Below are 25,406 nucleotides of genomic sequence, written 5' to 3'. Positions count from 1 at the left end.
AGCACCGACAGCCGTGACATATCAGCCCCACGCTGAGCCGCCCCGTCCGCATCCCAACTCGCCGCAGCCCGGCGTCTACGGCCAGAACGCGCAGGCCGGATATCCCAACGCCCCACAGCAGGGCGGCTTCGGCCAGACGTACGGTTCGTCGCCGCAGCAGCCGCAGCAGCCCGGCCAGACTTACGGGTCGGTCCCGCAGCAGCCCGGCCAGGCCTATGGCGCGACGCCCCAGCAGCCCGGCCAGGCCTACGGCGCGACGCCCCAGCAGCCCGGCCAGGCCTACGGGTCGGCGCCGCAGCAGGGCGGTCCCGAGTTCGGTGGCACGCCGCCGCAGCAGCCGGGCACCGGGCCGGGCTTCGGCTACGGCACGCCGCCGCCCGCGCCGAAGAAGCGCAAGAAGTGGCCCTGGATCCTGCTGGCCGTCGTCGTGGTCATGATCCTCGGCTGCGTCGGCGTGTTCGCGTTCGTCGTCAACGGCGCCAAGGACGCGGTGGAGACCCTCGACGCCAACGTGTCCGGTGAGAACGCGGTCGCCGGCGAGATGAACAAGGCCGCCCGCGACGGCAAGTTCGAGTTCACGGTCAAGTCGATGGACTGCACCAAGAGCACGCTCGGCCCGTCCGCGCTGCCGGTGAAGGCCCAGGGCACGTTCTGCGTCGTCACCGTGACGGTCAAGAACATCGGGGCCGAGGCACAGTACTTCGACGGCTCGAGCCAGAAGGCGTACGACGCCAAGGGCACCCAGTTCTCCGACCACGTCGAGGCCGAGGTCGCGATCAACAGCGGCGCCGCCACGTTCCTGGAGCAGATCAACCCGGGCAACCAGGTGACCGGCAAGCTCGTCTACGACGTACCGAAGGGCACCAAGCTCACGTCGATCGAGCTCCACGACTCGATGTTCTCCGGCGGCGTGAAGATCCCGCTGAAGTAGCACTTCCCCAGCCAAAGGCCGTCCCGCGGAACAGCGCGGGGCGGCCTTTTCGTGCACCCCGCACCATCCAGGGCCGTCCCGCCGCACGCGGGGCGGCCTATCCGTGTGCGGGGCGGCCTTTTCTGTGCGGCTTTCCCCGTGTGCGAGGCGGCCCGCTCCGTGTGCGGCGACACGTTGTCCATCAAGTGCTTGATTGATAGCGTCGGCGTATGACAACCACTCCTTTCGACGGGCCCAAGCTCTGCGACGCCAGCGGCATGTTCGAGATCCACCGCATGCTGCGGAAGTCGTTCGACGAGGCCCCGGGCCTGGTCGACGGCGTACGGGAGGGCGACACGGCCCACGCGCGGGTCGTCGCCACGCAGCTGCACCTGATCTCGAACGCGCTGCACGCTCACCACGAGGGCGAAGACACCCGGCTCTGGGACAAGCTCGAACAGCGCGCCCCGGCCTGCGCCTTGCACGTCGGACGGATGAAGGCCCAGCACGCCGAGATGCTCGTCCACCTCGAGGCGGCCGACCGGGCCCTCCCAGCCTGGCGGGCCTCCGCCTCCACCGCCGACGCGAAACCGCTGCGCGACGCCCTCGGCAACGTGGCCGCCGCGCTGGCCCGGCACTTCCCGGACGAGGAGGTGACCATCGTCCCCGCCATCGAACACGTGGTCACCCAGCCCGAGGTGGAGTGGTTCGCCCGCCACGGCCGTCAGGCCACCCCGAAGGGCCAGGCCTGGAACATGCTCGGCGCCATCCTGGCCGCACAGCCCGACGGCGGCGCCGCCTGGCTGAGGAAGCACATGCCCGGGCCGGCCGGTCTGATCTGGCGCTTCGTCGGCGCTCCGCGCTACGCCCGGTTCCGCGCCGCCCTGGAGGGCCGCCAGAAAGCATGACCACAGCCACCCGCCTGAGCACATGACCCAACCACCGCACGAGCATGACCCGAGCACCGTCCGAGAGCGCGACCCGGCCACCGCCCGAGCGTGACCCGAGCACCGCCCGAGAGCGCGACCCGGCCACCGCCCGAGCGTGACCCGAGCACCGCCCGAGAGCAGGACCCGGCCACCGCCTACGCTCGTGAGCGGAACACGGGGAGGAACCACATGGCGGCAGGCGAGCAGCGCCGCACCGAGATCGTCGCCGCGGCCCAGCAGGCGATCGCGCGGCAGGGCTTCGAGGGTCTGCGCGTCCGCGACGTCGCGGCCCTGGTCGGCATCAACATCGCCACCCTGCACTACCACTTCCCGACCAAGGAGGCGCTGGTCACCGGCGTGGTGCAGGGCATCGTGGGCGCCCTCGACGGGGTGCTGCCGAGCGGCCCCGAGCGCGACCCGGCGACTGTGCTGGCCGAGCACCTGACCCACATCCTGACCCGCTTCGAAGCCGACCGCGACGAGTTCGTCGTGCTCAACGAGCTCTACGCCCGGGCCGGCCGCGACCCCGAGCTGCACGTGACCCTGCTGGCCAACGACGTGGCCTGGGCCGACTGGCTTCGGGCGGTGTTCGAGGCGGGCCGGGCCCGGGAGCAGTTCCGCGCCGACCTCGACCCGGACGCCGCCGCCGCGCTGGTCATCGGCTTTCTCAAGAGCCTGCTGGTCCAGCTCGACATGACCCCGCAACGGTCCCGCGCCGCCGCCGACGAGATCCTGCGCGCCGTCAAAGCCTGACCGCGAACGGCAAGGCGGTGAAAGCCTGACCGTGAACGGCAAGGCGGTGAAAGCCGAGAGCGGAAGGCAAAGGCTGTCAAAGCCCGAGGACACGTGGCAAGGCGGCCAAAGCCGGAGGACGCGCGGCAAAGCCCGCGAAGGCGTTCAAGCAGAGGGCGGTCAAAGCAGAGGGCGCGTGCAGAGCCTGAGGGGACGCGGCGATGGCGGTCAGTGGCCGTCGGCGTCGGGTGTGGCGTCGCTCCACAGCGAGGCCAAGGCGTAGCAGAGCACGTGCAGGGCGAGACGCTGGCCGGGCTCCTCGAAGGTCAGCCCGAACTGCCGGGCCCGGGCCAGGCGGGCCAGCACGGTGTTGCGGTGCACGCCGAGCTGCTGCGAAGCCTGGCTCAGCGAACCACCGGCGTCGAGCACGGCCAGCACGGTCTGCACCAGCGCGGCCCGGTCGCGGGCGGCCATCAGGTCTTCCAGGCACAGGTCGGCCACCTGGGCGATCTCGGTGGTGGGCAGCCAGGCCAGGGCCGCGTTCGCGCCCACCTGGTCGAACCACTGCACCGCGCCGGGGCCGTCCTCGCGGGCCACGTGGGCGGCCAGCCGGGCCTCGGCCACCGAGCGCATCAGGCCGCCGACGCCGGCGTGGGCGCGGCCGACGCCGATCACGAGCCGGTGGGCCACGGCCGATTCGCGGAAGGTGGCCAGGGCGCGGCGCAGGGCCGACACGTCGTCGGGGTCGGCCGCGCTGTGCCAGGAGATCCAGCCGTCGCCCTCGGCCACGAGCGGCCAGGTCGTGTGGCCGCGCTGCCAGGAGGCGCGGACCAGGAACGTGATCTCGGGGGCGGGTTCGCCGGACGGGCGTACGGGCGCCAGCCAGACGGCCCGGTTGGCCTCGCCGACCTGCCAGCCGAGCTCGCTGGCCCAGCTCGGCGCCTCGATCTCGGCCGGTTCGGACGGGGTGGGCTCGCCCGCGAGACGACGCAGCAGCCCGAACGCCGCCTGCTCGTGGGCGGCCCGGGTGGCCGCGTCGAGCCGGCTCAACGCCCAGGCCGCCTGCAACGACGGCCGGGCCAGCCGCAGCAGCGACTCCACCTGGTCAACAGCGGCCGGTCCGGGTACGGGCACCGCCGCCACCAGCCGCGCGGCCGACCGCTCGCCCGGCGCGTGCACCTCGACCTCGATCTGCCGCACCTGCGGGCGCTCGGTCAGGGCCGCACTCTGCCCGGCGATCACCACCCCGCCCATCACCAGCGCGACCGGCACCTGCTGAAGTTCGCGGTTGAGCACCCCGAGCACGCCCCGGATGCCGGTCTGTTCGGCCAGCAGTTCGGCCAGGCGGGCCTGTCTCAGTGCACGGGCCGCGGCGGGAGCGCTGACCTGACCGGCCAGTTGCAGGGCGAGGTCGATCGGGTCCTCGTCGATGACGATCAGCGACATGTTGAGGCGTTCGGCCAGGGCGACGCTGGAGCCGCCGGCCACCGCGCGCGAGACCACCACCGCCGACAGGTTGCGTTCCCAGGCCAGGTGCAGCGCCGACGCCAGCGACCAGCCGCCGGTGGCCGCTTCGTCGTGCAGCACGACCAGCACGTGCGGGGTGCAGCGGCGCAGCCGTTCGAACGTCTCGGCCAGCACCACCTGCTCGACCTTGCGGGCGGGGTCGGCCAAGTGGGTCTCGGCCCCGGCGAGCGGCTGGATGCGGGCCAGCTCCCCGAGGGTGATCGGAAGTGTGGAGGGGTGTCTCATCGAAGCCTCAGGTGCGGCGGCCGGCCGAGGGAGGTTGGACCGGTGGAGGCGGACGGAACGGTGGAAGCGGACGGAACGGTGGAGGCGTGCCCCACCGAAGACACGCCGAGCATGATGGGAAGTGTCGAAGGACGCCTCATCGGCGCCTCGGGTGGGCCAGGGGGATGCCGTGCGAGCCCATCCCGACCATCTCGATGCCGCGCGGCGAATACCAGACCGCGTCGGCCGGGGTGACCAGTACGTCGATCACGTCGCCCGGTTCCAGACTGTCCAGCGTGGCCAGCGCGCCCCGCGACACGTCGAGCAGGCACATCAGGTCGGGCGCACCGGCGATCAGCGCGCCGTCGGCGAAGACGGCCACGATCTCGCTGCGCAACTCGATCCGGAGCTGCCGCCCGAGACCGCCGATCTCGTCGACGACCAGGCTCGACGGGTGGGCCGGGATGGTGACGTCGCTGGGGCGGCTCAGGTGTTCGAGTTCGGCGATGCGGCCCCGCGCCAGCCGCCGGCACCCGGTGATCGCGCCCAGCCGGGTGACGAGCAGGTCCGGGTCCGTACGGTCGAGGAGCAGCCGCCCCACGTTGGCGATCCGGGACACCGTACCGGGAAGGGCTGCTCTTCGAAGGACGCCCGCCGTGGTCGGATAGGCCGCCAGCGCCGCCCACCCGCCGACGGTGTCGACGTTGGCCCGCAGCATCCGGTCGGCCCGCGGCCCGGCCGGCACCTCGACCAGCACGCTCTCGCCGGTCGGACCGACCGCGGCCAGTGGCGTCGGCGACACCCCGGACAGGTGCATGGCGGTGTGGTGGATCAGCGCGAACGCCCGGCCCATCCCGTCCGCGTCGAGCAGCGGCACCTTGAGCTGGGCGGCCGTCACCACCGCGACCAGGGCGCTGATCGTGGCCGCGGCCAGCGGATAGACCGCGCCGAAGCTGACCCGCTGCAGGCGTTCGATCTGACGGACGGCCAGTTCGAACTCGTCGCCGGCCGGGGGCAGGTCGGCCATGGCCGAACCCGAGCCCAGCACGCACACCGACACGCAGGGCGTCTCGGGCGGCACCCCTTCGACCTTGAGCAGCGGCACCGGGCCGTTGCGGTCGAGCAGCCCGGCCAGCCACGAGTTGATCGACGACTTGTTGGCGTCGCCGACCGCCGGCGAATAGAACTTGGCCCCCTCGTAGAGCGCGGGAACGTCGTCGACGGTGATCGACGAGCTGGCGCCGACGTATCCGGCCTGGGTCATCGCCGGCCCAGCGAGGTGTCGGGCAGGCCGGCCACGCGCACGCGGACCCGTACGGTGCCGGACGGGCTGTAGGGCAGGGCGACGGTCGAGATCTCGGCGACGTGGGTGGTGCCGGGGGCGGCCCCGTTGGCCATGACCATCGCCGTGGCCCTCTCCTCGGCGTCGCGGCGCACGTGGTCGAGCTGGTCGGCCGATTCGATGAAGGCGACCTCGTCCAGCCAGGCCGCGGGCTGGCTGATGGTGGCGCCGACGCAGGCCAGGATGTGCGGCGGCTGGGCCGGTCGCAGGTGGCCGGAGCTGTCCTCGGGTTCGGGGCTGAGCACGGCCATCGGCACGACCAGTTCGGTGCCGATGCCGGCCGGTTCGTCGGGGCGGACGACGGCCAGCCCGTGCCGCACCTCGCCGGCCAGCAGCTTTCCGCCGCGGGGCAGCAGCACCCGGCAGTCGTCGAGCCCGGCCAGGTGGGCCGCGCCGCAGAGCTCGAGGGCCTCGGTGGCGCCGAACGCGACGACCGGTGTGACCCGGATGCGCGAGGGCGTGCTGTATCCCCCGTCGCCTCGGGCCACCCGCAGTTCGAGGTTGCCGGGCAGGCGGGCCAGTGTGCGTTCGCAGCGGTCGAGCAGCCGTTCGGTGAGCGCGGTCAGGGCGCAGTCGAGCACCACCGTGGCCTCGCGCGCGACCAGTCCCTGACCGCCGTAGTCGCTGGCCACCGAGATGCGCGCGCCGGGCACGGCGGCCAGGATGGCGTCGGCCACCTCGCGCTCGTGGGCGGGCCGGGCCTGCGAGCCGGCCGCGACGACGGCCACGTGCCGGATGCCGGTCTCGCCCAGTTCTTCGCAGAGCGCGGCCAGCCCGGCCCGGTCGAGCGGGCAGAGTTCGTTGCCGAGCAGGTCGTGCCCGCCGGCCACGGTCCAGCGGCGGGCGATGCGCCGTTCCACGAGTTCGGCCGGGGAGCGGCCCAGGGCGGGGTCGGTGGCCGCGCGCGGGACGATCCGCACGACGGCCACCGGCGGCACCTCGGCCTCGGGGCGTACGAGGGTGTCGTTGAGCAGCGGAGCCAGGTCGACGGTGACCGCGCCGGCGCCGCCCGGGGCGCGCAGGGCCACCCCGGCCGCGGCCGCGATCACACCCTCCAGATCGGCGCGGGCCGGGGCCACCGGCTCGACCGGATCGACGGTTGTGCCCGTCACCACGGCCGCGTAGGCCCGGTGCGGGCGCAGCGTCACCCCGATGTGCGCAACTGCGCCCTGAGCAGGCATTTCTTGATCGTACTCGCGATCAACGGGTGCGCTTTCGCAGCCATCGATCCATGGTCACGGCGAACAGGATGAGCAGACCCTGCAGGACCTGTTGATAGATCGTGTCCCAGCCGAGCAGGTTGAAGCCGTTGCCGATCAGGGTCAGCAGCAGCGCGCCGACGATGGCCCGCCAGACCGCGCCCTCGCCGCCGAGGATGCTGGTGCCGCCGACCACGGCCGCCGCGATCGCGGTCAGCTCGGTGCCGGTGGCCATCGTCGACTGGGCCGAGCCGGCCCGCGAGGCCAGGATCAGCCCGGCCAGGGCCGAGCAGACGCCGCTGATCATGAACGCGGTGACGTGGATCGACCCGACCCGGATGCCGGAGAGCCGGGCCGCCTCGGCGTTGCCGCCGACCGCGTAGAGCCGGCGGCCGAACGTGGTGCGGGCGACGACGAGGCCGAGGATCGCCACCACGACCACGAACATGATGGTGGCCGAGGTCAGGCCGAACAGCGACGGCCAGGTCAGCATGCCGAAGTCCTCGGCCGAGGCGGTCAGCGGGTAGACGATCGCGCCGCCGGTCACCATCACCGCCAGGCCGCGGTAGACCATGCTGGTGGCGAGCGTGCCGACGAACGAGTTGACGCCGCTGCGCACCACCACCGTGCCGGTGACGAAGCCGAGCAGCGCGCCGGCGACCACGGCTGCGAGCATGCCCACATAGACGTCGGTGACCCGGCCGACCTGCACCCCGATGATCGCCGAGAGGGCGAGGGTGGCGCTGGCCGTCAGGTCGAAGACGCCGCTGATGATGCAGATCGTGGCGCCGGTGGCGAGCAGGCCGATGACGGCCGTCTGGTCGAGCAGGTTGACGAGGTTCCCGCTGGTCAGGAACGTGTCGGTGCTGATCGAGAGCGCGATCACGATGATCACGAGGGCGGCCACGATGCCGTAGTCGCGCATCCGGAACGCGAGGCGCGACATGTTGGTGCCGGCCGACGGCGCGGGCGCCGCGGCGGTCTGGGGCGTGGTGTCGACGCTCAACTGGGTTCTCCTTCGTGCGAACCGAACGCGGCGGCGATGACGACCTCCGGGCTGGTGCCGCGCGGGAACTCGCCGGCCGGTTCGCCGTGCCGCAGCACGAGCACCCGGTGCGAGAGCGCGAGCAGTTCCTCGATCTCGGACGAGACGCAGACGACGGCCAGGCCGTCCGCGGCCAGGCCGGTGATCAGGTGGTGGATCTGGGTCTTGGCGGCGACGTCGACGCCGCGGGTGGGCTCGTCGATGAGCAGCACCTTGGGTTCGCGCAGCAGCCACTTGGCGAACAGCGCCTTCTGCTGGTTACCGCCGGAGAGCGTCTCGATCGCGGCCTCCGGGTTGGCCGCGCGGATGTCGACCGACTTCGAGATGTCGCCGACCGCCGTCTTCTCGGCCGGCCGTTTCACGAACGGGCCGGCCCGCCGCCCGGACAGCGACGACAGGGCCACGTTCTCGGCCACCGAGCGCACCATGACCAGGCCCTGTTCCTTGCGGCTCTCGGGCACCATGGCCACGCCGGCCGCCATGGCCGCGCGCGGGGTGTGCTTGGCCAGCTCGACGCCGTCCACCTCGACGACGCCCTCGACCGGCCGGTCCGCGCCGAACAGCAGCCGCAGGGTCTCGGTGCGCCCGCTGCCGACCAGCCCGGCGATGCCCAGGATCTCGCCCGAGCGCACCTGCAGGTCGACGCCGTTGACCAGCCCGCGCTTGAGTCCGCGGGCGGCCAGCATCACCGGCGCGCCGTCCGGCACCGGCTGCGGGTCGGGGTAGAGCACGTCGATCTCGCGTCCGACCATGTGCCCGACCAGCTCGCGGGGTGAGGTTTCGGAGGCGTTCCCCGTACGGATGAGAGCACCGTCCCGGAGCACAGTGATCCGGTCGGCCACCGACAGCACCTCCTCCAGGAAGTGCGAGACGAGGATGATCGTGGTGCCGCCCGCGGCCAGTTTGCGGATCAGCCCGAGCAGGTTCTCCTTCTCGTGCTCGGCCAGCACCGCCGTGGGCTCGTCCATGGCGATCACGCGGGCGCCCCGGGCCAGCGACCGCAGAATCTCGACCTGCTGCTGCACCCCGATCGGCAGCCCGTCGACCCGTGCGTCCGGATCCACCGTGAAGCCGGTCGTCTCCATGAGCTCGGCCAGCCGTTTGCGGTCCGTACGGGCGCTGACCAGCCCGCCGCGGTGCGACCAGCGGGCCAGGAACACGTTGTCGAGCACCGACAGCGCCGGCACCAGCGCGCCCTCCTGCGAGATCAGGCTGATCCCGTGGGCGATGGCGTCGCGCGGGCTGCCCACGGTGACCTGGTCACCGTCGAAGCTCAAGGTGCCGGCGTCCGCCTTGATCGCCCCGCCCAGGATCTTGAGCAGCGTGCTCTTGCCGGCGCCGTTCTCGCCGACCAGCCCGTGCACCTCGCCGGGGGCGATGTCCAGGTCGATGTCGTGCAGGACCGTGACGCCGCTGTAGCTCTTGCCGACGCCGCGCACCGCGATCGACGGCGCTTTCTGACTGCTCATCTGGCCTCCCACAAGCCGAAGGGCGCCGGGGAGGTTCCCCCGGCGCCCGCCGTCGTCAGTCCGAGTAGTCCGCCGTCTTGCCGGTCAGCGCTTCCTTGGTGCCGAGGCAGTTGTAGTCGGTGAGCACCTCGCAGGCCACCGACGACTCCGGCACGGTCTCGCCGCGGGCCTTCTTGATGCCCAGCTCGGCCGCCTTGGCGCCCTGACCCTTCTCGGGCAGCGCGTACGTGGCGTACCAGGTGCCCTTGTTGACGAAGTCGTAGGCCTGGGTCGAGTTGCCGTTGCCGACAAAGGTGATCTTCTTGCCGGCCGCGAGCGGGGTCGCGCCCTGCAGCGCCTGGGACGAGCCGATCACCACGTTGACGTCCGGGTGCGCCTGCAGCAGGTTCTGCATGGCGGCGCGGCCGCTGTCCGGGGTGTAGCCGCCGACGAAGTTCGAGATGACCTCGGCCGCGCCGCCCGCCTTGAGCGCGTTGACCGCGGCGTCCGTACGGGCCGTGTCCAGCGGGTAGTTGGCGAAGCCCTGCAGGTAGGCCACCTTGCAGCCGCTGTCGACGACGGTCTTGCAGGCGTCCAGGCCCATCTTGGCCAGGCCCTCGCCGTTGACCGTGGGCGGGTCGATGATGTTGATCGTGCCCGGCACCTGCGGGGCGGCGGTGTCGTACTTGCCGCCGACCGGGGTGAACTCGACGACCACGGTGATGCCGGCGGCGACCGCCTGCTTGATCGGGTTGACCATCGCGGTGCCGTCGTTGGCCTGCACGATCACGATGTCGTAGCGCTTGGACGTCACCGCGTCCTGCAGCTGGTTGACCTGGGTCGGCCCGTCGAAGTTGGAGTCGAGGAAGGTGGCCTCGGCGTTGTTGGCCCCGGCGTACTCCTGCACGCCGGCCCACGTGGCCTGGGCGAAGGAGTTCGCCTTGGCGAAGCCGAAGAAGCCGATGCTGAGCTTCTTGTCGGCCGGGGCGGCGGTGGCCGCGGCGCCGGCGTCGTCGGAGTCGGGCCGGCTGCAGGCGGTCAGGGCCACCGCGGTCGTCACGGTCAGGCCGACCGCCAGGAGTCGAGCAACTCGTATCACTGGTGCTCCTCTTATACGCAGTCTCATACGCAAGCACAGAAGAAGATGAGGACCTCAGGGGCCGACGAGCTCGAAAACTCCGCCAACGAGCGGCTCGTCGTCCCGGATGTCCAGCAGTGCGGTGAGCCTCTCGGACAAAGAGGCCCGCCACGGGTCGTCGACCCATCGGCGGTAGTCGGCGGCCGTGTCCCAGTCGGCGATGACCAGGTGGGTCGCGGGGCTGTCGTCAACGGATCGCAACAGTTCGGCAGCACGGCACCCGGGGAACGCCCGGGCCCGCTCCAGAACCCGCTGATCCGCGTAGAAGGCTTCCAGCTCGTCGCCGAGGCCGGCGCCGGCTCGAAGGGTGAGGACGCTGCGGACCATTGGTACCCCCGGTGTCTCGGGTGGTTGGAGTTGGCAAATGCTGACGGTGGCCGTTCCGCCACGGATGTGCGCCGAGCACAGCCGCGGGCCGCGTCGCTGTGCAGCGCCGTGCAATCACCTGTTCACGCTGGGCGGTCACCGCGCCGGCACTGATTGACACCCCAGAAACGGCTGTGACAGTTTCGGGGCCTCGCCGCGCCAACCGGCGACGACCATCCAGCTGAGCCCGCCCGCGGACAACGGGCCGTCTTCTCCTCGGCTGTCACCCCGGTACGACCACGCCCCTTCCTCGGGCGGTGTGTCGCCGTGCGCGAAAGGCGAATTGACGATGACCAGCACCAGCCGCGTCGCGATCGACGTCGGCGGCACCTTCACCGACGTCGTCGAACTGTCGCCGGCCACCGGCGAGATCCGGTTCGGGAAGGTGCCGACCACACCCTCGCAGCCCACCGCCGGCGTCCTGGACGCGTTCGGGACAACCGAGGCGCCGATGGCCGAGGTCGGCATGTTCACCCACGGCACCACGCTCGGGCTCAACGCGCTGCTGACCCGCACGGGCGCCCGCACGGCGGTGATCGGCACGGCCGGTTTCCGCGACGTCTATCTGCTGGGCCGCACCGACCGCCGCACCAACTACGACATCACGTACGCCAAGCCGGCCTCGCTGGTCGAGCGCTACGACACGTTCGAGGTGCCCGAGCGCAGCCTGTTCGACGGCTCGGTGCACCTTCCGCTCGACGAGGAGGCGGCCCGCCAGGTCGCGGCCACGATCGCCGAGCGGGGCTACGACTCGGTCGCGGTCGCGTTCCTGCACTCGTACGCGAACCCGGTCCACGAGTCGCGCATGCGGGAGATTCTGAACGAGGTCGCGCCGGACGTGGTCGTCACGGTCTCGCACGAGCTGTCCCGTGAGTACCGCGAGTACGAGCGCACCAGCACCGCCGTGCTCGACGCCTACGTCAAGCCGATCGTGCGCCGCTACCTGGAACGCCTCGAGGGCGAACTGACCTCGGGCGGGTTCGACGGCCGGTTCCTGATGACCCGCTCCGGCGGCGGCGCGATGACCGCCAGCTCGGCCCGGGAGCAACCGGTCAGCCTCATCCTGAGCGGCCCGGCCGGCGGTGTCATCGGCGCTCAGGTGTTCGGCCAGTTGATCGACCAGCCCAACCTGATCACCATCGACATGGGCGGCACCAGCCTGGACGCGTCGCTGGTCATCGACGGCGAGGCGGTGCTGCACCAGGGCGCCGAGTTCGAGGGCCTGCCGATCAACACGCCGTCGCTCTACATCCACACCATCGGCGCCGGCGGCGGCTCGATCGCCTGGCTCGACGACGCGGGCGCACTGCAGGTGGGCCCGCAGAGCGCCGGCGCCGACCCCGGTCCGGCCTCCTACGGCAAGGGCGGCACGCAGCCCACGTTCACCGACGCCGCGCTGGCGGTCGGTTACATGGGCACCACGGCGGCGCTCGGCGGCCGGCTCAGCCTGGACGACCGGCTGGCCCTGGGCGCCCTCGAACCCCTCGCCACCAAGCTCGACATGACGCCGCTGGGCCTGGCCCGCGGCATGATCCGGATCTCGACCACGAAGATCATGGGCGCCGTCCGGGCGATCACGGTCGAGGTCGGGCGCGACCCCAAGGACTTCGCGCTGCTCTCGTTCGGCGGCGGGGGCGGCCTGGTCGCCGTCGACGTCGCGCACGAACTGGGCATCCCGACAGTCATCGTCCCGCCCGGCCAGGGCGCGTTCTCGGCCTTCGGCATGCTCTTCGCCGACGTCCAGCACGACTTCGCCCGTACGTCGGTGATCCCGCTCGCCGAGCTCGACTCCCCGGCCGTCGAGGCCGGCTACACCGAGATGGCCGGCGAGGCCGCGCAGGCGCTCGGGGCCGAAGGGTTCGCCGCCGAAGCCCGGGTGCTGACCCGCAGCGTCGACGTGCGCTACGCCGGCCAGGAGCACACGGTGACGGTCCCGGTTCCCGACGGTACGGCCGATCTCGCCGCCGTGGTCGGGCAGGAGTTCGCCGAGCTGCACGAACGGCAGTACGGCCACGTGATGGACGACCCGATCGAGGTCACCACGCTGCGGCTGCGCGCCACCGGCCAGGTCGACAAGCCGACCCTGCCGCGCCTGGCCCTCCGCGGGACCGGCGCCGCCGAGCCCGAGGGCACCCGCGACGTGTACGTGTCGGCCGAGCTGCCGGCCGTCCCGTACGCGCTCTACACCCGCGAGGAGCTGCTGGCCGGCGACGAGATCACCGGGCCCGCGGTCATCCACGAGCACACCGCGACCACCGTCATCCACACCGGCGACCACCTCCGCGTGGGTTCGTACGGGGAAATGGTCATCACCGTCAAGGCAGGGGCGTGACCTCCATGAGCACCGTCGACTCGATCACCATCGAGGTCATCCGGCACGGCCTGCTGGCCGCGGCCGAGGAGATGGCCCGCAACCTGTGCCGCACGGCCTACAACACGGTCGTCTACGAGATTCACGACTACGGCATCGGGATCCACGACGCGAACGGCGACGTGGTGGCCGACGCGCCCGGCATCGCCGTGTTCACCCGCGGCAACGACCACGGCATCAAGAAGGCGGTCGAGTTCCTCGGCGTCGAGAAGCTGCTGCCGGGCGACGTGTTCATCATCAACTACCCGTACTGGTCGTCCGCGCACACGCTCGACCCGCTGGTGTTCGCGCCGGTCCACACGGCCGAGGGCGAGCTGATCGGCTACACGTCGTGCCGGATCCACGTGCTCGACCTCAAGCAGAAGGACGCCGGCTACGTCCTCGACTCGACCGACATGTACCAGGAGGGCATCTTCTTCACGGCGGCCAAGCTCTACCGCCAGGGGGAGATGAACGAGGACATCTTCAACGTCGTCAAGTTCAACAGCCGCATGCCCGAGCGCACCATCGGCGACCTGCAGGCTCAGGTTTCGGCCTGCTTCACGGGCGTCCGGCGTACGCAGGAAATCGCTGCCAAGTACGGCGCGGCGGCACTGACCGAGGCGATGGCCGCGATCAACGACCACGGCGAGCGGCTGGCCCGGATCGCCCTGGCGAAGCTGCCCAAGGGCACGTGGACGGCGCACGACTTCGTCGACCAGGACGGCGTCGACCTCGACCGCATGATCAAGATGAACGTCACCGTGACCGTGACCGACGACGAGATGATCGTCGACTGGACCGGCAGCGAGAAGGACGTCCGCGGCCCGATCAACCTGCCGGTCGGCCAGACCGAGGCGTTCTGCAGCCTCATCTTCAAGTCGCTGACCACGCCCGACACCCCGGTCGTGGCCGGCAACTTCCGGCCCCTGCGCGTGATCACCGAGCCCGGTTCGGTCATGCACGCCATCCCGCCGATGCCGACGTTCACGCTCTGGACCGGTCTGCTCGGCGGCGAGGTGGTGCTCAAGGCGCTCGCCCAGGGCATGCCCGACCTGGTGCCGGCCTGCTCCGGCGGCGACGTCTGCTCGATGATGGGCCTGGGTGTGAACCCGCGCAACGGCGAGGCCTGGCTCGAGGCGACCAACGAGGCGGTCGGCTTCGGCGGCCACGCGCACGGCGACGGCGCCGACGGCATCATGCACATCTCCGAGCCGGGCTGCCGCAACAACCCGGTCGAGGTGCTCGAGACCAAGTCGCCGATGTTCATCGAGTCGTACGGCTACCGGCCCGACACCGGCGGCGCCGGACGCAACCGCGGCGGTGTCGGCGTGCAGCGCTCGTACCGCTTCACGGCCCCGTCGACCGGCATCTGCATCGTCTACAAGACCAAGACCAAGCCGTGGTCGATCGACGGCGGGGCCGAGGGCGACAACAACCACATCGTGCTCAACCCCGGCACCGACCGTGAGACCGTCACCGGCGGCAGCTACAACCTGCTCGACACCGGCGACGTGCTGGTCAACAACACCGGCGGCGGCGGGGGCTACGGCAACCCGCTCGAACGCGCCCCGGAGCGGGTCGCGGCCGACGTCCGCAACGGCTTCGTCTCGGTGGCGGGCGCGCTGCGGGACTACGGTGTCGTCGTGGACCCGGTCACCTTCGAGGCCTCCCGATGACCTCGCTCTCCATCGTCAACGCCACGATCTTCGACGGGGTCTCGGACGACCTCGCCGAAGGGGCGGTGCACGTCGTCGACGGCCGGATCACCGACATCGGCGGCGCGCCGCAGGAGGCCGACCGCACGATCGACGCCCGCGGGCGGACCGTGCTGCCCGGCCTGATCGACGCGCACTGTCACGCGTACGGCTTCAGCCTCAACATGCTCGAGATGGAGTCGCGGCCGCTCAGCTACATCGCGCTGATGGCGGCTAAGCGGCTCAAGGCGTCGCTGTCGCGCGGGTTCACCACGGTGCGCGACCCCTCGGGTGGCGACGCCGGGCTCAACCGGGCCATCAACGAGGGGCTGCTGCCGTCGCCGCGCTACCTGTGGACCGGCGCCGCGCTGAGCCAGACCGGCGGGCACGGCGACGTGCGGGCGGCCGACTCCGACGTGTGCGGCTGCGGCGCCCACACCTGCGAGGTGGTCGACGGGGTGGACAACCTGCGGGTCGCCGTACGGGAAAGGCTGCGCCGCGGCGCCCACGCCATCAAGATCATGGCGTCGGGCGGGGTGGTCTCGCTGACCGACCCGATCCGCATCCCGCAGTACTCGCCCGAGGAGATCCGCGCGGTCACCTCGGAGGCGGCCCGGCGCGGCAGCTACGTGGCGGCGCACGCCTACTCCCCCGAGGCGATCATGCACGCGATCGACAACGGCGTCCGCACGATCGAGCACGGCAACCTGCTCGACGCCCCGACCGCGGCCGCGATGGCGTCGGCCGGCGCCTTCCTGGTGCCGACCCTCGCCGCGTACGACGCGATGGACCGCCGCGGCCCCGAACTGGGCATGACGCCGGTGCAGCTGGAGAAGAACGCGGAGGTGCTCGAGTCCGGCCGGCAGGCGGTCAAGCTGGCCCGCGAGGCCGGCGTGCGGGTCGGGTTCGGTACCGACCTGATGGGCTTCCTGGAGGACGAGCAGCTCCACGGCCTGCGGCTGCAGATCGAGGTGGACGGGCCGCTGACCGCCCTCAAGTCGGCCACGTCGGTCAACGCCGAGCTGCTGCGCCGCGACGACCTGGGCCGGGTGGCCCCGGGCGCGGCGGCCGACCTGCTCATCGTCGACGGCAACCCGTTCGACCGTCCCGAGGTGCTGTGGGGCGACCCGTCCGTCCGCACGGTGGTGCAGGCCGGCGAGGTCGTCACGGTCTGAGCCCGTACGGGATCCCGGTCGTCCTTCTCGCGGCGGCCGGGATCTCGCTGTCTTCTACTTCGCCGCCTCGCTGATCGCCTCTTTCAGTGCCTGCGCGATCGTCTCGGGGGTCGAGGGCTGCCCCGAGGCGGGCTGGCCGCTCAGACCGGCCAGCTCGATGCGGACCGTGCCGCCGGGCTCGACGACGATCGTGAAGCCCTGCTGCACCTGGTTGCGGGCCGCGCGCCGGGACAGCCAGGCCGACAATGCCTGCACGGCCGCGCCGCTCGCGATCAGGGCGACCGTGATCAGGGTCAGTTCGCCGTAGTGGGTCGCGGACGGCTCCGGCTCGTGCACCGACTCCACCGCCTCGGGCGGAACCGTCTCGGTCAGCTCGTCCAGTTCGATGCCGTGCAGGCCGTCGACCCGCACCACGACGTTGTCGGCCATCTCTCGCCTCCTTCTAGATGAACGGGATCAGGATCGGGCGCTCGTCGGCCGACTCGTGGATGCGGGGCGGGAAGCCGTGCTCGTTCCAGCCGCGGCTCAGCGTGTCCAGCAACGACGGCAGGTCCATGCCCCGCTTCTCGAACTGCGTCTCCAGCACGTCCCGGTACGAGTTCAGGCCCGCGGCCAGGCCGAGGAACGCCGCCCCGCGCAGCGCCTCGGTGGTGCCGAGCAGCGGGCGCAGCCCCTTGGCGGCCATCAGTTCACCGCACGCGTCCATGGCCTCGTAACCGGAGCTGTAGCGCAGGGCGACGTCGTGGTACAGCTGGTCGACGACCTCACGCAGCTGGTCGCGGACGTGGTCGCGGTTCATCCGCAGACCCCAGTCCTCGGCCACGATCGCCTCGGCCGTGAACTGGAGGCTGCGGGCCGAGGACTCCCGCTTCGCCCGGGAGGCGAACGACGACAGCAGCGCCCCGCGCAGCGCCTCGCGCTGGTCGGGCAGGCCCATCACGACCGTCACGGAGTGCAGCTCCTGTTCCCGGCCGACCAGGGCCAGGCGGCTCGTCCGTTCCCGGCTGATCACGGCCAGGCGGCTCATCCGCTCGTCACCCGACATGCCCAGCAGGATGTCCAGGGTGTGCGGGCCCGACGCCGGTCGCACCACATCGGCCGGGGCGACCTCGAGCACCTCGCGGCCCTGCCAGGTGACCGTTCCCTTCTCGTCCACCTCGACCTCGACGGACATGACCGTCACGAAGGTCCGCAGCGCCATCAGCGAGTTCACGCTCGTGACCGCCGTGCCGTACGCGAACTCGCTGAGCCGCGCCGCCTCGCTCGACTCGAGCGCCGCCACCTGCCCGGCGAAGCGCTGGCGGGCCTGTTCGTGCTCGTCGGCGGTGCGCAGCGTGCCCGCCGCCCCGACCGGGCCCTCGCTGTCCAGCGCGGCCTCGAACTCGGCTAGGTCACGCGGGGTGGCCTCGTCGAAGAAGGCCTGCATCCGGCGGTTGAAGGCGCCGATGAGCCGGTCGGTGCTGAGCATGACGTTGCTGATCGGCGGGGCCAGCAGCTCGGCCGCGAGCTCGACGTCCTCGAAGAAGAAGGTCCGCAGGTAGGTCAGCACGATGTCGGACTCCCCGTACAGGCGGAAGTCCTGCTGGAAGAGGAAACGCCACATGCTCTTGACCGTCAGATAGCCCGGAAGGTAGCCGCCGCCCTCGCTGCGGAACGGCGCCCGCAGCAGAGACGCCTTGGTGGTGACCGCCCACTCGCTGAGCCGGGCCTCGTGCAGCAGCTCGCCCACGACCTTGGTGGTGGTGACGTTCGGTTCGAGGGGACCCCGCTCGGCGAGCGCCTGGAAGCGCTCACGGCCGGCGAAGTTCAAGGCGACCGCCACCGGCAACGGGCTCCAGGCCCGGCTCCGCAGGCGTGACATCGCGTCGTACTCGGCGAACAGCGCCAGCCCCTCGGCCAGCGGGCGCAGCAGCGCGCCGGCCACCTCGAGCCGCACCACGTCGTCGTGGACGTGCAGGCCCAGCCGGTCGCGGACCTCGGCCACCCGCTCGCCGAGTCGCCGGCGCGGGTCACCGCTGACGTCCCGGATGAACTGGCCGAACATGCGCAGGTCGTGGGCGGGGCCGGAACTCTCGCCGGGCTCGGGGTCGTCCTGCAGCATCAGGTACACCAGGGCGTTCATCTCGGCCCGGCCCGCCACGTACATCTGGGCGTGCACGACGGCCGAGTTGAAGCACCAGTTGTGAGTGGCCTCGTGCAGGAAGGTGAGCAGACGCCCGTTGCCGGTGGCGATCGGGGTCAGCCAGGGGCGCGGGTCCTCGGCCCAGTCCGGCGTCAGGCGGGTGACGTTGCTGATCCAATCCGTGACACCGGAGCCGTCCGTGAAGGCCATGCCCCACTGTGGTCACCCCTGATTCCGTCCGCCATCGTGCAGTCGGCAAGAGGACACGAGCGCTCAGGTGACGTCCGGCCGGACCAGCCCCGACTCGTACGCCAGCACGACCAGCTGGGCCCGGTCGCGGGCTCCGAGCTTGGTCATGGCCCGGTTGACGTGCGTCTTCGCGGTGATCGGGCTGATCGCCATGCCGGCCGCGACCTCGTCGTTGGACAGGCCCTGCGCGACCAGGGCGACGGCCTCCCGCTCACGCCGGGTCAGCTCGTCGAGCACGGCGCCGGGCCGGGGCGGCCGGGCCACGTACCGGTCGATGAGTTTGCGGGTGATCGCCGGCGCGAGCAGGGCCTCACCGCGCGCGGCGACCCGGACGGCGTACAGGAAGTCCTCGGGCCGGATGTCCTTGACCAGGAACCCGGCCGCGCCGGCGCGCAGGGCGTGAAAGACGTATTCGTCGAGGCCGTAGTTGGTCAGGATCACCACGTGCACCGCGGCCAGGTCCGGATCGTCCGCGATGAGCCGGGTGGCCTCGATGCCGTCCCGCTGGGGCATCCGGACGTCGACCAGCGCCACGTCGGGCCGCAGCTGCCGGGCCAGGGCCACCGCCTCGTTGCCGTCCGCGGCCTCGCCCACCACCTCGATGTCGTCCTCGATCTCCAGCAGCGCCCGGAATCCGCTGCGGATCAGCGGCTGGTCGTCGGCGAGCAGGACCCGGATCACGACGCGCCGCCCAGGGGCTGGCCGTCCACCAGCAGGACCCGGATCACGACGCGCCGCTCAGGGGCAGCTCGGCATCGACGGTGAAACCTCCGCCCGTACGGGGCCCGGCCCGCAACCGGCCGCCGAGCGCGCCCACCCTCTCCCGCATGCCGAGCAGTCCGATGCCGGGTTCGGGCGCCGCTCCCGGTGTGGCCGTGCCGTCGTCGTCGACCCGGATGTCCACCGCGCCCGGCCGGTAGCCGATGCGGACCGTCGCGCTGCCGGCCGAGGCGTGCCGGGCGACGTTCGTCAGGGACTCCTGCACGATCCGGTACGCCGTGCGGTCGACCGCGGCCGGCACGTCGGAGCGCTCGCCCTCGACCGTCAGCGTGGTCGCGAGACCCGCCCGCCGCACCTGCTCGACGAGCCCGGGAATCTGGTCGAGCCCCGGCGGCGGGGTGCGGGCGTCGTCGCGCAGCGCCTCCAGGGTCGCGCGCAGATCGCGGGAGGCGGCCCGCCCGGCGTCGCGGATGGCCAGCAACGTCTCGGGCACCGGCTCGCCCCGCCGCTCGGCCACATGCACCGCCGCCTCGGACTGCACCTTGATCACCGAGATCTGGTGGGTGAGCGAGTCGTGCAGTTCCCGGGCCAGGTGCAACCGCTCCTCGTCGGCCCGGCGGCGCGCGATCTCCTCGCGGGTGCGCTCGGCCTCGTCGGCCCGGCGCTCGGCCTGCCGCAGCGCCTCACCGGCCGCGGCCGCCGCGATCAGCCAGGCCAGTTCCAGCACCCGCCGGGCCTGATCGAACGCCTGCCCCGCGTCGGCCGGCCCCGAGAGCATGGCCGCGACCGGCAGAGCGACCAGGGTGACCAGCCCGGCGACGGCGGCGGCGACCCGGTGCCCGGCGCGGACGGCCGAATAGACCGCGACCAGGAAAGCGACGGCGAACAGCTCGAACCCGGCCGCCTGATAACCCACCGTGCAGGCCCCCACGACGGCCAGAACCACGACCGGGGCCTGCCGCCGGGCGGCGAGCGCGAGCCCGCTGAGCACCAGAAGCGGGTAGCCGACCACCTCGACCGCGTCGACCGGCCGCTCCCCCGCCGCCTGCGCGACCACCAGAACGATCGCCATGCCGATGGCGATCGCCCAGTCCCGCACCCTGGCCATGCGGGCACAGTAACCGTCCGGTGGCCCGCGCGGATCCTCCCGGCGCAGGCGTTCCCGACTGCTGCGAATGCAGTAGCCGGATGTCCACACCGGCACGATGCGGCGGGCCGGCCCCGGCGCGCACGATCGGCGCATCACTTGACGCCGGAGGAGGCACCGATGTTCACCGTCGACCGAGCCGTAGCCACACTCGCCGCTCTGCTCGCCCTGGCCGGGGTGATATCGGCTTTCCGCGCTCATCGGGCGGTCGCCCTCGTCGCGGGGGCCACCGGCACCCTGATCGGCGCCTTCGTCGTGCTCACGGCGGACGGCGGGCCCGGCACGGGCAACGGGGTCGTCGGCGGCTGGGCGGCGCTGGTGCTCGGACCGTCGGCGATCGCCCTGGCCTACAGGCGGGGCAGGCGGGCGCGGTCGCGGAGGTTCTTCGGGACCAGCTCGACCAGCTGATCGGGGCGCAACGGCAGGTCGAGCAGGCTCAGCTTGATGCGCGTGCGGGCGCCGTGGGTGTCGGAGTCGAAGCGGACCACGTTGACCGCGTTGGGCCGCATGCGCAGCACCATGTCGGCCCCCTCGGCGACGTTCAGCGTGGTGGCGCCGTCGAGGGAGAGGCGGGTCTCGTGGGAGGGGGCGCGCAGCAGGACGGTCTCGTCGCCGCCGAGCACGATCGGGCGGGTGATGCCGGACATCGGGGCCACCGGGGTCAGGCCGATCAGCGGGGCCGAGGGCGAGATGATCGGGCCGCCGGCCGCGTAGTTGTAGGCGGTCGAGCCGGTGGGTGTGCAGACGACCACCGCGTCGCTGCGGAAGTAGCCGTGGCGGACGCCGTTGATCTCCAGGTCGAGCGAGACGGCGGTCCACGGGGTGGTGGACGTGAGGACGACGTCGTTGAAGGCCAGGGCCGGGTCGTCGTGGCCGGTCAGTTCCAGGCAGCTGTGCGGCTCGAGGCCGAAGTCGCCCTCGATCAGGCGGTCGAGAGCCTGGGGCAGGCCGTCGGGCGAGACCTCGATGAGGAAGCCGATGTTGCCGTGGTTGACCCCCAGCACCGGGGTCGGGCGGCCGGCGACCAGACGCATCGCGCCCAGCATGGTGCCGTCGCCGCCGAGGCTGAACACGAAGTCGGCCCGGTCGGCCAGCTCGCTCTCGTCCATCGGCTCGACGCCCTGGAGCCGTACGGCGTCCTCGGGTCTCGCCACGACCCGCACCCCATGCCCCTCGGCCAGCCCGGTGACCACCGCCACCGAATCGCTCACGTCGTTGCGGGGATGGACGACGAGTCCGATCACATGGTTCTTCATGCCCATGTCATCGACCATGCCACGACCCGATCAACTCCACAGCGGATGGCACGGACAGAAGCCCCGGGCGGAATCGAACCGCGCGACGAGACCCGCTTTGCAGGCGGGCAGCAGCTCCAGCTACTCGCCGAGGCCACGGCGTACCCCCGGACGGAATCGAACCGCCGGCCCCCGGGTCCGGAACCCGGTGCTCTCTCCGCTGAGCTACGAGGGTGTGGTGCCTGTCCCTGGTGCCGACCCAGGTCCGCAAGATGCCACGGCTTTACAGGCCGCTGGGCGTGCCGCCGCCCACGACAGGCTGGATCTTCCGTGCGTTTCCTTTCCGGTCTTCCTCCCGGTCCTTCCTTCCGGTCCTTCCTTCCGGGTTTCCTTTCCGGGTGACTGGCCGGTCTCGAACCGGCGACCTCCGGGGCCACGACCCGGCGCTCTACCGCTGAGCTACAGCCACAGTGCCCGCACCAGGATTCGAACCTGGGACCTTCCCCGTGTGAAGGGGACGCTCTCCCGCTGAGCCATACGGACATGCGTACGCCGCCGGGGGATCGAACCCCGAACCCACTGATTAAGAGTCAGTTGCTCTCCCGATTGAGCTAGCGGCGCTCGGTGCTGCTTGTTCCTGCTGGTTGCTGCCTGTTCCTGCGCGCTGTTCCTGCGCGCTGTTCCTGTTGCTGCGGGTTCCGGCTGGAACTCGCTCGCGGAGACGGGGCGAGTCGAACGCCCACGGGGTTTCATCCCCCAACCGCTTTCGAGGCGGCGGCCGGCGCCCATCGGCTGGCGTCTCCATGTTTGGTGCGTGGACCCGGCCGGAGTTGAACCGGCCACCTCCGCTGTGCGAGAGCGGCGCTCTACCAGATGAGCTACGAGCCCTTGGTGTCTCGGTGTCTCGGTGTCTCGGTGTCTCGGTGTCTCGGTGTCTCGGTGTCTCGGTGTCTCGGTGTCTCGGTGTCTCGGTGTCTTGGTGTCTTGGTGTCTTGGTGCTGGTGCTGGTGCTGTCGTGCTTTTGTCGCGTACCCGGAGCGCGATTCGAACGCGCACTGGCGCCGTCCTGAGCGGCGTGCCTCTGCCATTGGGCTACCCGGGCCTGGGTTGTCGTGCCGACTGCGAGCCGGAGGCGGGACTCGAACCCGCTACCTGCCGATTACGAAACGGCTGCACGACCAGTCGTGCTGCACCGGCGAAGGTGGTGGTGGTGCGTGCCCTCGGCGCGATTCGAACGCGCACTGGCGACGTCCTCAACGTCGGGCCTCTGCCGTTGGGCTACGAGGGCGTGAAGCGGCAGGCCGGGTTCGAACCGGCGACCTCCACCGTGGCGGGGTGGCGCTCTCCCAGACTGAGCTACAACCGCATGTTTGTTGCGTGACCGTGAGGCGCGGCCCGGGCTCGAACCGCTCACCCCACCGATGGTGCGTGGACGTTGAAGCACGGCCGGGTTCGAACTGCCGCCCGACCGATGGTGCGTGGACGATGAAGCACGGCCGGGTTCGAACTGCCGCCCGACCGATGGTGCGTGGACCTGGGCGGGTTCGAACCGCCGACCCCCGGTCTGCCGAACCGGTGCGCTACCAACTGCGCTACAAGCCCATTGCCCGTGATCGCGTCACGGGACCAGTCCGGAGCCCCCGAGTCGAACGGGGTGTCTTACGCTCCCAAAGCGCACGGGTTGCCGTCTCCCTCGCTCCGGAAAAATGTGCCATCCGCTGTGGAGTTGTCAATTAACAGAATCGAATAAGGGCAGCGCGAATCGACTCACGGCGCCGGTTGGGAATTGCGATCTGAATACGAAAAAGCCGCCGTCCCGGTGGGGTGCGGCGGCTCGGAGCTAGCGTCGGCTAGCGATGCCACCGTTCCCGGTAGGGCTTAAGACCGGAGTGTGCGAGAGCACAGGTCAGGACGGCGCCCGAACCACACAGGGATAGCGGATACGTTGCGTGCGTGGCGTGCCGCGACATGTCCCTCTCCTATCCCCTGGCATCCGGTGGTGATAACCAAGGTAAGCGGCCCACGCCGACTTGGCAACGCTATTTATGGCGCTCAGAAAAATTGGTTCCAATCAACCGCCCCTGTGGACAGCCGGACAATGTGGATAACTCCTTCACAGCACCTGCCGCCGGGTAGGGTTGACCCCGCAGTTCCGCGCTTCCCTGGGTGGGCGGGGGAGGCGGTGGCTGCTCTCCCCAAGATCCTTTCGAAGGGCGCGATCTTGGGGATGGTCTGACTCGTTGATCACGGCAGTGGGGAGCACACGGGTCGTGGCCGCCAAGGACACCCGGGGCCTGGCTGCCCAAGGCGCCCGGTTGCGGCTGCCCGAAGGCACCCGGTCGCGGTGGCGGGAGCACCAGCAGGAGCGACATCTCTCGATGCCACGGGTATCTTCGTGGACAAGGAAACAAACTTTCACATTCATGGGGGCTCGGGTGTCTGCTGCGGATCGGTTCGCCGTGTTGTCGACGGCCGAGCCTGCGACGGGGCAGCGTGTGCTGTTCCCCCGGGCCGTCGTGCTGGGTGGCAGCATCGCGGGACTGATGGCCGCGCGCGTGCTCAGTGATCACGCCGAGCAGGTGCTGATCATCGAGCGCGACGATCTGACCGAGCTCGACCTCACCGACGAGCAGATCGCCGCCGACCCGGAAGGGGCCGTCGCCCCGCGGCCGGGGGTTCCGCAGGGCAGCCAGGTGCACGCGCTGCTGCCCTCGGGGCTCAACCAGCTCGAGCGCTGGTTCCCGGGGTTCATCGACGAGGCCCTGGCCGCCGGCGCGGTCAATCCGCCGCCCGACACCAACCGGTTCTACATGGACGGCAAGCTGCGTGACGACCCGCCGACCGGGCCGGCCGCGCAGGCCCTCATCTCGAGCCGTCCGTTTCTCGAGGCCCTGATCCGGCATCGGGTGCTGGGGCTGGCCAATGTCCGTACGGTCAAGGGCCGCGCCGACGGCCTGGTTCTGCGCGACGACGCCGTGACGGGGGTTCGCTACGGCGACGGCAGCGAGGAAGCGGCCGACTTCGTCGTCGACGCGACCGGGCGGTCCAGCCGGCTCAGCGACTGGCTCGACGGGCACGGCTTCCCCAAGCCGCCGATGCAGCGCATGGGCATCAAGCTCAACTACGCGACCGCCCTGTTCCGCCGCCCGGCCGACGCGCAGGTGTGGACGTGCATCTCGATCGCCAACCCGGGCCCGGGCAAGGTGGCGCGGATCGGCGGGTTCACCCCGATCGAGGGTGACCGGTGGACCGTGCTGGTCTCGGGTTACGCCGACGACCGTCCGGGGCGTGACGCGGGCGAGTTCCGGCAGCGCTGCGCCGACGACTTCCCACCCGAGTTCGGCCAGGTCGCCTCGACGGCCCCGCAGGTCGGTGACGTCATCACCTATCACCAGGCCGACAGCCGCCGCCGCGACTTCCACAAGCTGAGCCGCTTCCCGGCCCGCCTGGTCGCGGCCGGTGACGCCGTGGCCTCGTTCAACCCGGTGTACGGGCAGGGGATGACCTCGGCGACGCTGCACGCCTCGGCGTTGTCGGAATATCTGCGCGGCGCGCCCGATCTGGCCAAGCCCGCGCTGTCCTACTTCCAGGACGTCAAGGTCGTCGTGGACGCGGCGTGGCAGGTCTCGACCATGGCCGACCTGGCGCTGCCGCACGTCGACGGGCCGTATCCCCGGGGCTACAAGGCGATCCAGTTCTTCAGCGGGCTCATATTCAAGGCGTCGATGCGCGACCACTCGGTGAACCAGCGCCTCGGCCAGGTCACCACGATGCTCGAACACCCGAGCGCGCTCACCAAGCCCCGCTTCCTGCTGAGAGCCCTAGCGATCGGCGCCCGCGCCTGAGGCCGAACCCAACAGCTCCAGCCATC

20 protein-coding genes and 12 tRNA genes are annotated in these 25,406 nt (G+C 71.3%); 8 read left to right on the top strand and 24 right to left on the bottom strand.

Annotated features, from left to right (window positions below; translation table 11 throughout):
* Positions 1-13: 13 nt before the first annotated feature.
* From JIG36_RS53940 to JIG36_RS08815, 3 genes are all read left to right on the top strand, one after another.
* Entirely contained in the window at positions 14-931 is a 918-nt protein-coding gene (locus tag JIG36_RS53940; protein ID WP_307872627.1) for a DUF4352 domain-containing protein, read from the top strand.
* A 209-nt stretch (positions 932-1,140) separates the two neighbouring features.
* Positions 1,141-1,818, top strand: a complete 678-nt coding sequence (locus JIG36_RS08820; RefSeq protein WP_203375521.1) for a hemerythrin domain-containing protein — start codon at positions 1,141-1,143, stop codon at positions 1,816-1,818.
* Positions 1,819-2,028: 210 nt separating this feature from the next.
* Positions 2,029-2,592 carry a TetR/AcrR family transcriptional regulator gene (locus tag JIG36_RS08815; RefSeq protein ID WP_203375520.1) on the top strand — a complete coding sequence of 188 codons (564 nt, stop codon included), beginning with the start codon at positions 2,029-2,031 and terminating at the stop codon, positions 2,590-2,592.
* Between the two features lie 207 nt (positions 2,593-2,799).
* Here JIG36_RS08815 and JIG36_RS08810 read toward each other — a convergent pair whose 3' ends face one another.
* The 7 genes from JIG36_RS08810 to JIG36_RS08780 form a co-directional block, all read right to left on the bottom strand.
* On the bottom strand, positions 2,800-4,323 hold the full coding sequence (locus tag JIG36_RS08810; protein ID WP_203375519.1) for a PucR family transcriptional regulator: 1,524 nt from the start codon (positions 4,321-4,323) through the stop codon (positions 2,800-2,802).
* A 136-nt stretch (positions 4,324-4,459) separates the two neighbouring features.
* Positions 4,460-5,566, bottom strand: coding sequence for an S-methyl thiohydantoin desulfurase family protein (locus tag JIG36_RS08805; RefSeq protein ID WP_203375518.1), 1,107 nt, complete (start codon positions 5,564-5,566; stop codon positions 4,460-4,462).
* Positions 5,563-6,825, bottom strand: a complete 1,263-nt coding sequence (locus JIG36_RS08800) for a hydantoinase/oxoprolinase N-terminal domain-containing protein (RefSeq protein ID WP_203375517.1) — start codon at positions 6,823-6,825, stop codon at positions 5,563-5,565. The genes JIG36_RS08805 and JIG36_RS08800 overlap by 4 nt, the downstream gene beginning before the upstream one ends.
* Before the next feature lie 19 nt (positions 6,826-6,844).
* Positions 6,845-7,849 (bottom strand): ABC transporter permease, encoded by a 1,005-nt coding sequence (locus JIG36_RS08795; protein WP_203375516.1) that lies wholly within the window; start codon positions 7,847-7,849, stop codon positions 6,845-6,847.
* Positions 7,846-9,357 (bottom strand): sugar ABC transporter ATP-binding protein, encoded by a 1,512-nt coding sequence (locus JIG36_RS08790; RefSeq protein WP_203375515.1) that lies wholly within the window; start codon positions 9,355-9,357, stop codon positions 7,846-7,848. The genes JIG36_RS08795 and JIG36_RS08790 overlap by 4 nt, the downstream gene beginning before the upstream one ends.
* Before the next feature lie 55 nt (positions 9,358-9,412).
* Complete coding sequence (locus JIG36_RS08785; RefSeq protein ID WP_307872626.1) at positions 9,413-10,435, bottom strand: sugar ABC transporter substrate-binding protein; 1,023 nt, start codon at positions 10,433-10,435, stop codon at positions 9,413-9,415.
* A 54-nt stretch (positions 10,436-10,489) separates the two neighbouring features.
* Positions 10,490-10,801, bottom strand: a complete 312-nt coding sequence (locus JIG36_RS08780; RefSeq protein ID WP_203375514.1) for an antibiotic biosynthesis monooxygenase family protein — start codon at positions 10,799-10,801, stop codon at positions 10,490-10,492.
* Positions 10,802-11,129: 328 nt separating this feature from the next.
* Between JIG36_RS08780 and JIG36_RS08775 the strand changes: the two genes are divergently transcribed.
* Genes JIG36_RS08775 through JIG36_RS08765 form a run of 3 tightly spaced genes read left to right on the top strand, consistent with a single transcriptional unit; the run spans position 11,130 to position 16,062 of the window.
* Positions 11,130-13,172 (top strand): hydantoinase/oxoprolinase family protein, encoded by a 2,043-nt coding sequence (locus JIG36_RS08775; RefSeq protein ID WP_203375513.1) that lies wholly within the window; start codon positions 11,130-11,132, stop codon positions 13,170-13,172.
* Positions 13,173-13,177: 5 nt separating this feature from the next.
* Entirely contained in the window at positions 13,178-14,869 is a 1,692-nt protein-coding gene (locus tag JIG36_RS08770) for a hydantoinase B/oxoprolinase family protein (protein ID WP_203375512.1), read from the top strand.
* Entirely contained in the window at positions 14,866-16,062 is a 1,197-nt protein-coding gene (locus JIG36_RS08765) for a metal-dependent hydrolase family protein (protein WP_203375511.1), read from the top strand. The genes JIG36_RS08770 and JIG36_RS08765 overlap by 4 nt, the downstream gene beginning before the upstream one ends.
* 54 nt (positions 16,063-16,116) lie before the next feature.
* Here JIG36_RS08765 and JIG36_RS08760 read toward each other — a convergent pair whose 3' ends face one another.
* The 4 genes from JIG36_RS08760 to JIG36_RS08745 form a co-directional block, all read right to left on the bottom strand.
* On the bottom strand, positions 16,117-16,491 hold the full coding sequence (locus JIG36_RS08760) for a hypothetical protein (RefSeq protein WP_203375510.1): 375 nt from the start codon (positions 16,489-16,491) through the stop codon (positions 16,117-16,119).
* A 13-nt stretch (positions 16,492-16,504) separates the two neighbouring features.
* Positions 16,505-18,394, bottom strand: a complete 1,890-nt coding sequence (locus JIG36_RS08755) for a hypothetical protein (protein WP_203375509.1) — start codon at positions 18,392-18,394, stop codon at positions 16,505-16,507.
* A 63-nt stretch (positions 18,395-18,457) separates the two neighbouring features.
* Positions 18,458-19,114, bottom strand: coding sequence for a response regulator (locus JIG36_RS08750; protein ID WP_203375508.1), 657 nt, complete (start codon positions 19,112-19,114; stop codon positions 18,458-18,460).
* 43 nt (positions 19,115-19,157) lie between these two features.
* A complete protein-coding gene (locus JIG36_RS08745) occupies positions 19,158-20,261 on the bottom strand; it encodes a sensor histidine kinase (RefSeq protein WP_203375507.1) in 1,104 nt (367 codons plus the stop codon).
* A gap of 159 nt (positions 20,262-20,420) precedes the next feature.
* On the opposite strand from JIG36_RS08745, the gene JIG36_RS08740 reads away from it, so the two are divergent.
* Positions 20,421-20,708 carry a DUF6223 family protein gene (locus JIG36_RS08740; protein ID WP_203375506.1) on the top strand — a complete coding sequence of 96 codons (288 nt, stop codon included), beginning with the start codon at positions 20,421-20,423 and terminating at the stop codon, positions 20,706-20,708.
* Here the strand turns inward: JIG36_RS08740 and JIG36_RS08735 are convergent.
* The 13 genes from JIG36_RS08735 to JIG36_RS08675 all read right to left on the bottom strand — a co-directional run bounded on the left by JIG36_RS08735 (position 20,648) and on the right by JIG36_RS08675 (position 23,137).
* A complete protein-coding gene (locus JIG36_RS08735) occupies positions 20,648-21,574 on the bottom strand; it encodes an NAD(+)/NADH kinase (RefSeq protein WP_236046190.1) in 927 nt (308 codons plus the stop codon). The two genes, JIG36_RS08740 and JIG36_RS08735, sit on opposite strands and share 61 nt — an antisense overlap.
* A 40-nt stretch (positions 21,575-21,614) precedes the next feature.
* Positions 21,615-21,691: transfer RNA gene (locus tag JIG36_RS08730), tRNA-Cys, on the bottom strand.
* 6 nt (positions 21,692-21,697) lie between these two features.
* A tRNA-Arg gene (locus tag JIG36_RS08725) sits at positions 21,698-21,770 on the bottom strand.
* Between the two features lie 162 nt (positions 21,771-21,932).
* Positions 21,933-22,004, bottom strand: a tRNA-His gene (locus JIG36_RS08720).
* 2 nt (positions 22,005-22,006) lie between these two features.
* Positions 22,007-22,078: transfer RNA gene (locus JIG36_RS08715), tRNA-Val, on the bottom strand.
* 5 nt (positions 22,079-22,083) lie between these two features.
* Positions 22,084-22,156: transfer RNA gene (locus JIG36_RS08710), tRNA-Lys, on the bottom strand.
* Positions 22,157-22,251: 95 nt separating this feature from the next.
* Positions 22,252-22,338: transfer RNA gene (locus JIG36_RS08705), tRNA-Ser, on the bottom strand.
* A gap of 12 nt (positions 22,339-22,350) precedes the next feature.
* Positions 22,351-22,423, bottom strand: a tRNA-Ala gene (locus JIG36_RS08700).
* A 141-nt stretch (positions 22,424-22,564) separates the two neighbouring features.
* Positions 22,565-22,637: transfer RNA gene (locus JIG36_RS08695), tRNA-Leu, on the bottom strand.
* Positions 22,638-22,659: 22 nt separating this feature from the next.
* A tRNA-Thr gene (locus tag JIG36_RS08690) sits at positions 22,660-22,732 on the bottom strand.
* A gap of 18 nt (positions 22,733-22,750) precedes the next feature.
* Positions 22,751-22,823 (bottom strand) — tRNA-Leu (locus JIG36_RS08685).
* Between the two features lie 4 nt (positions 22,824-22,827).
* A tRNA-Gly gene (locus tag JIG36_RS08680) sits at positions 22,828-22,901 on the bottom strand.
* A gap of 163 nt (positions 22,902-23,064) precedes the next feature.
* Positions 23,065-23,137 (bottom strand) — tRNA-Ala (locus JIG36_RS08675).
* An 833-nt stretch (positions 23,138-23,970) separates the two neighbouring features.
* Here JIG36_RS08675 and JIG36_RS08670 point away from each other — a divergent pair.
* Positions 23,971-25,380 (top strand): FAD-dependent oxidoreductase, encoded by a 1,410-nt coding sequence (locus JIG36_RS08670; protein ID WP_203375505.1) that lies wholly within the window; start codon positions 23,971-23,973, stop codon positions 25,378-25,380.
* Positions 25,381-25,406: the final 26 nt, after the last annotated feature.

This window comes from Paractinoplanes ovalisporus (genome assembly GCF_016834655.1).
Classification (GTDB): Bacteria; Actinomycetota; Actinomycetes; order Mycobacteriales; family Micromonosporaceae; genus Actinoplanes; species Actinoplanes ovalisporus.
Note: the sequence above shows the minus strand (reverse complement) of the source record. Positions and strands in the feature narration are given on the sequence as shown.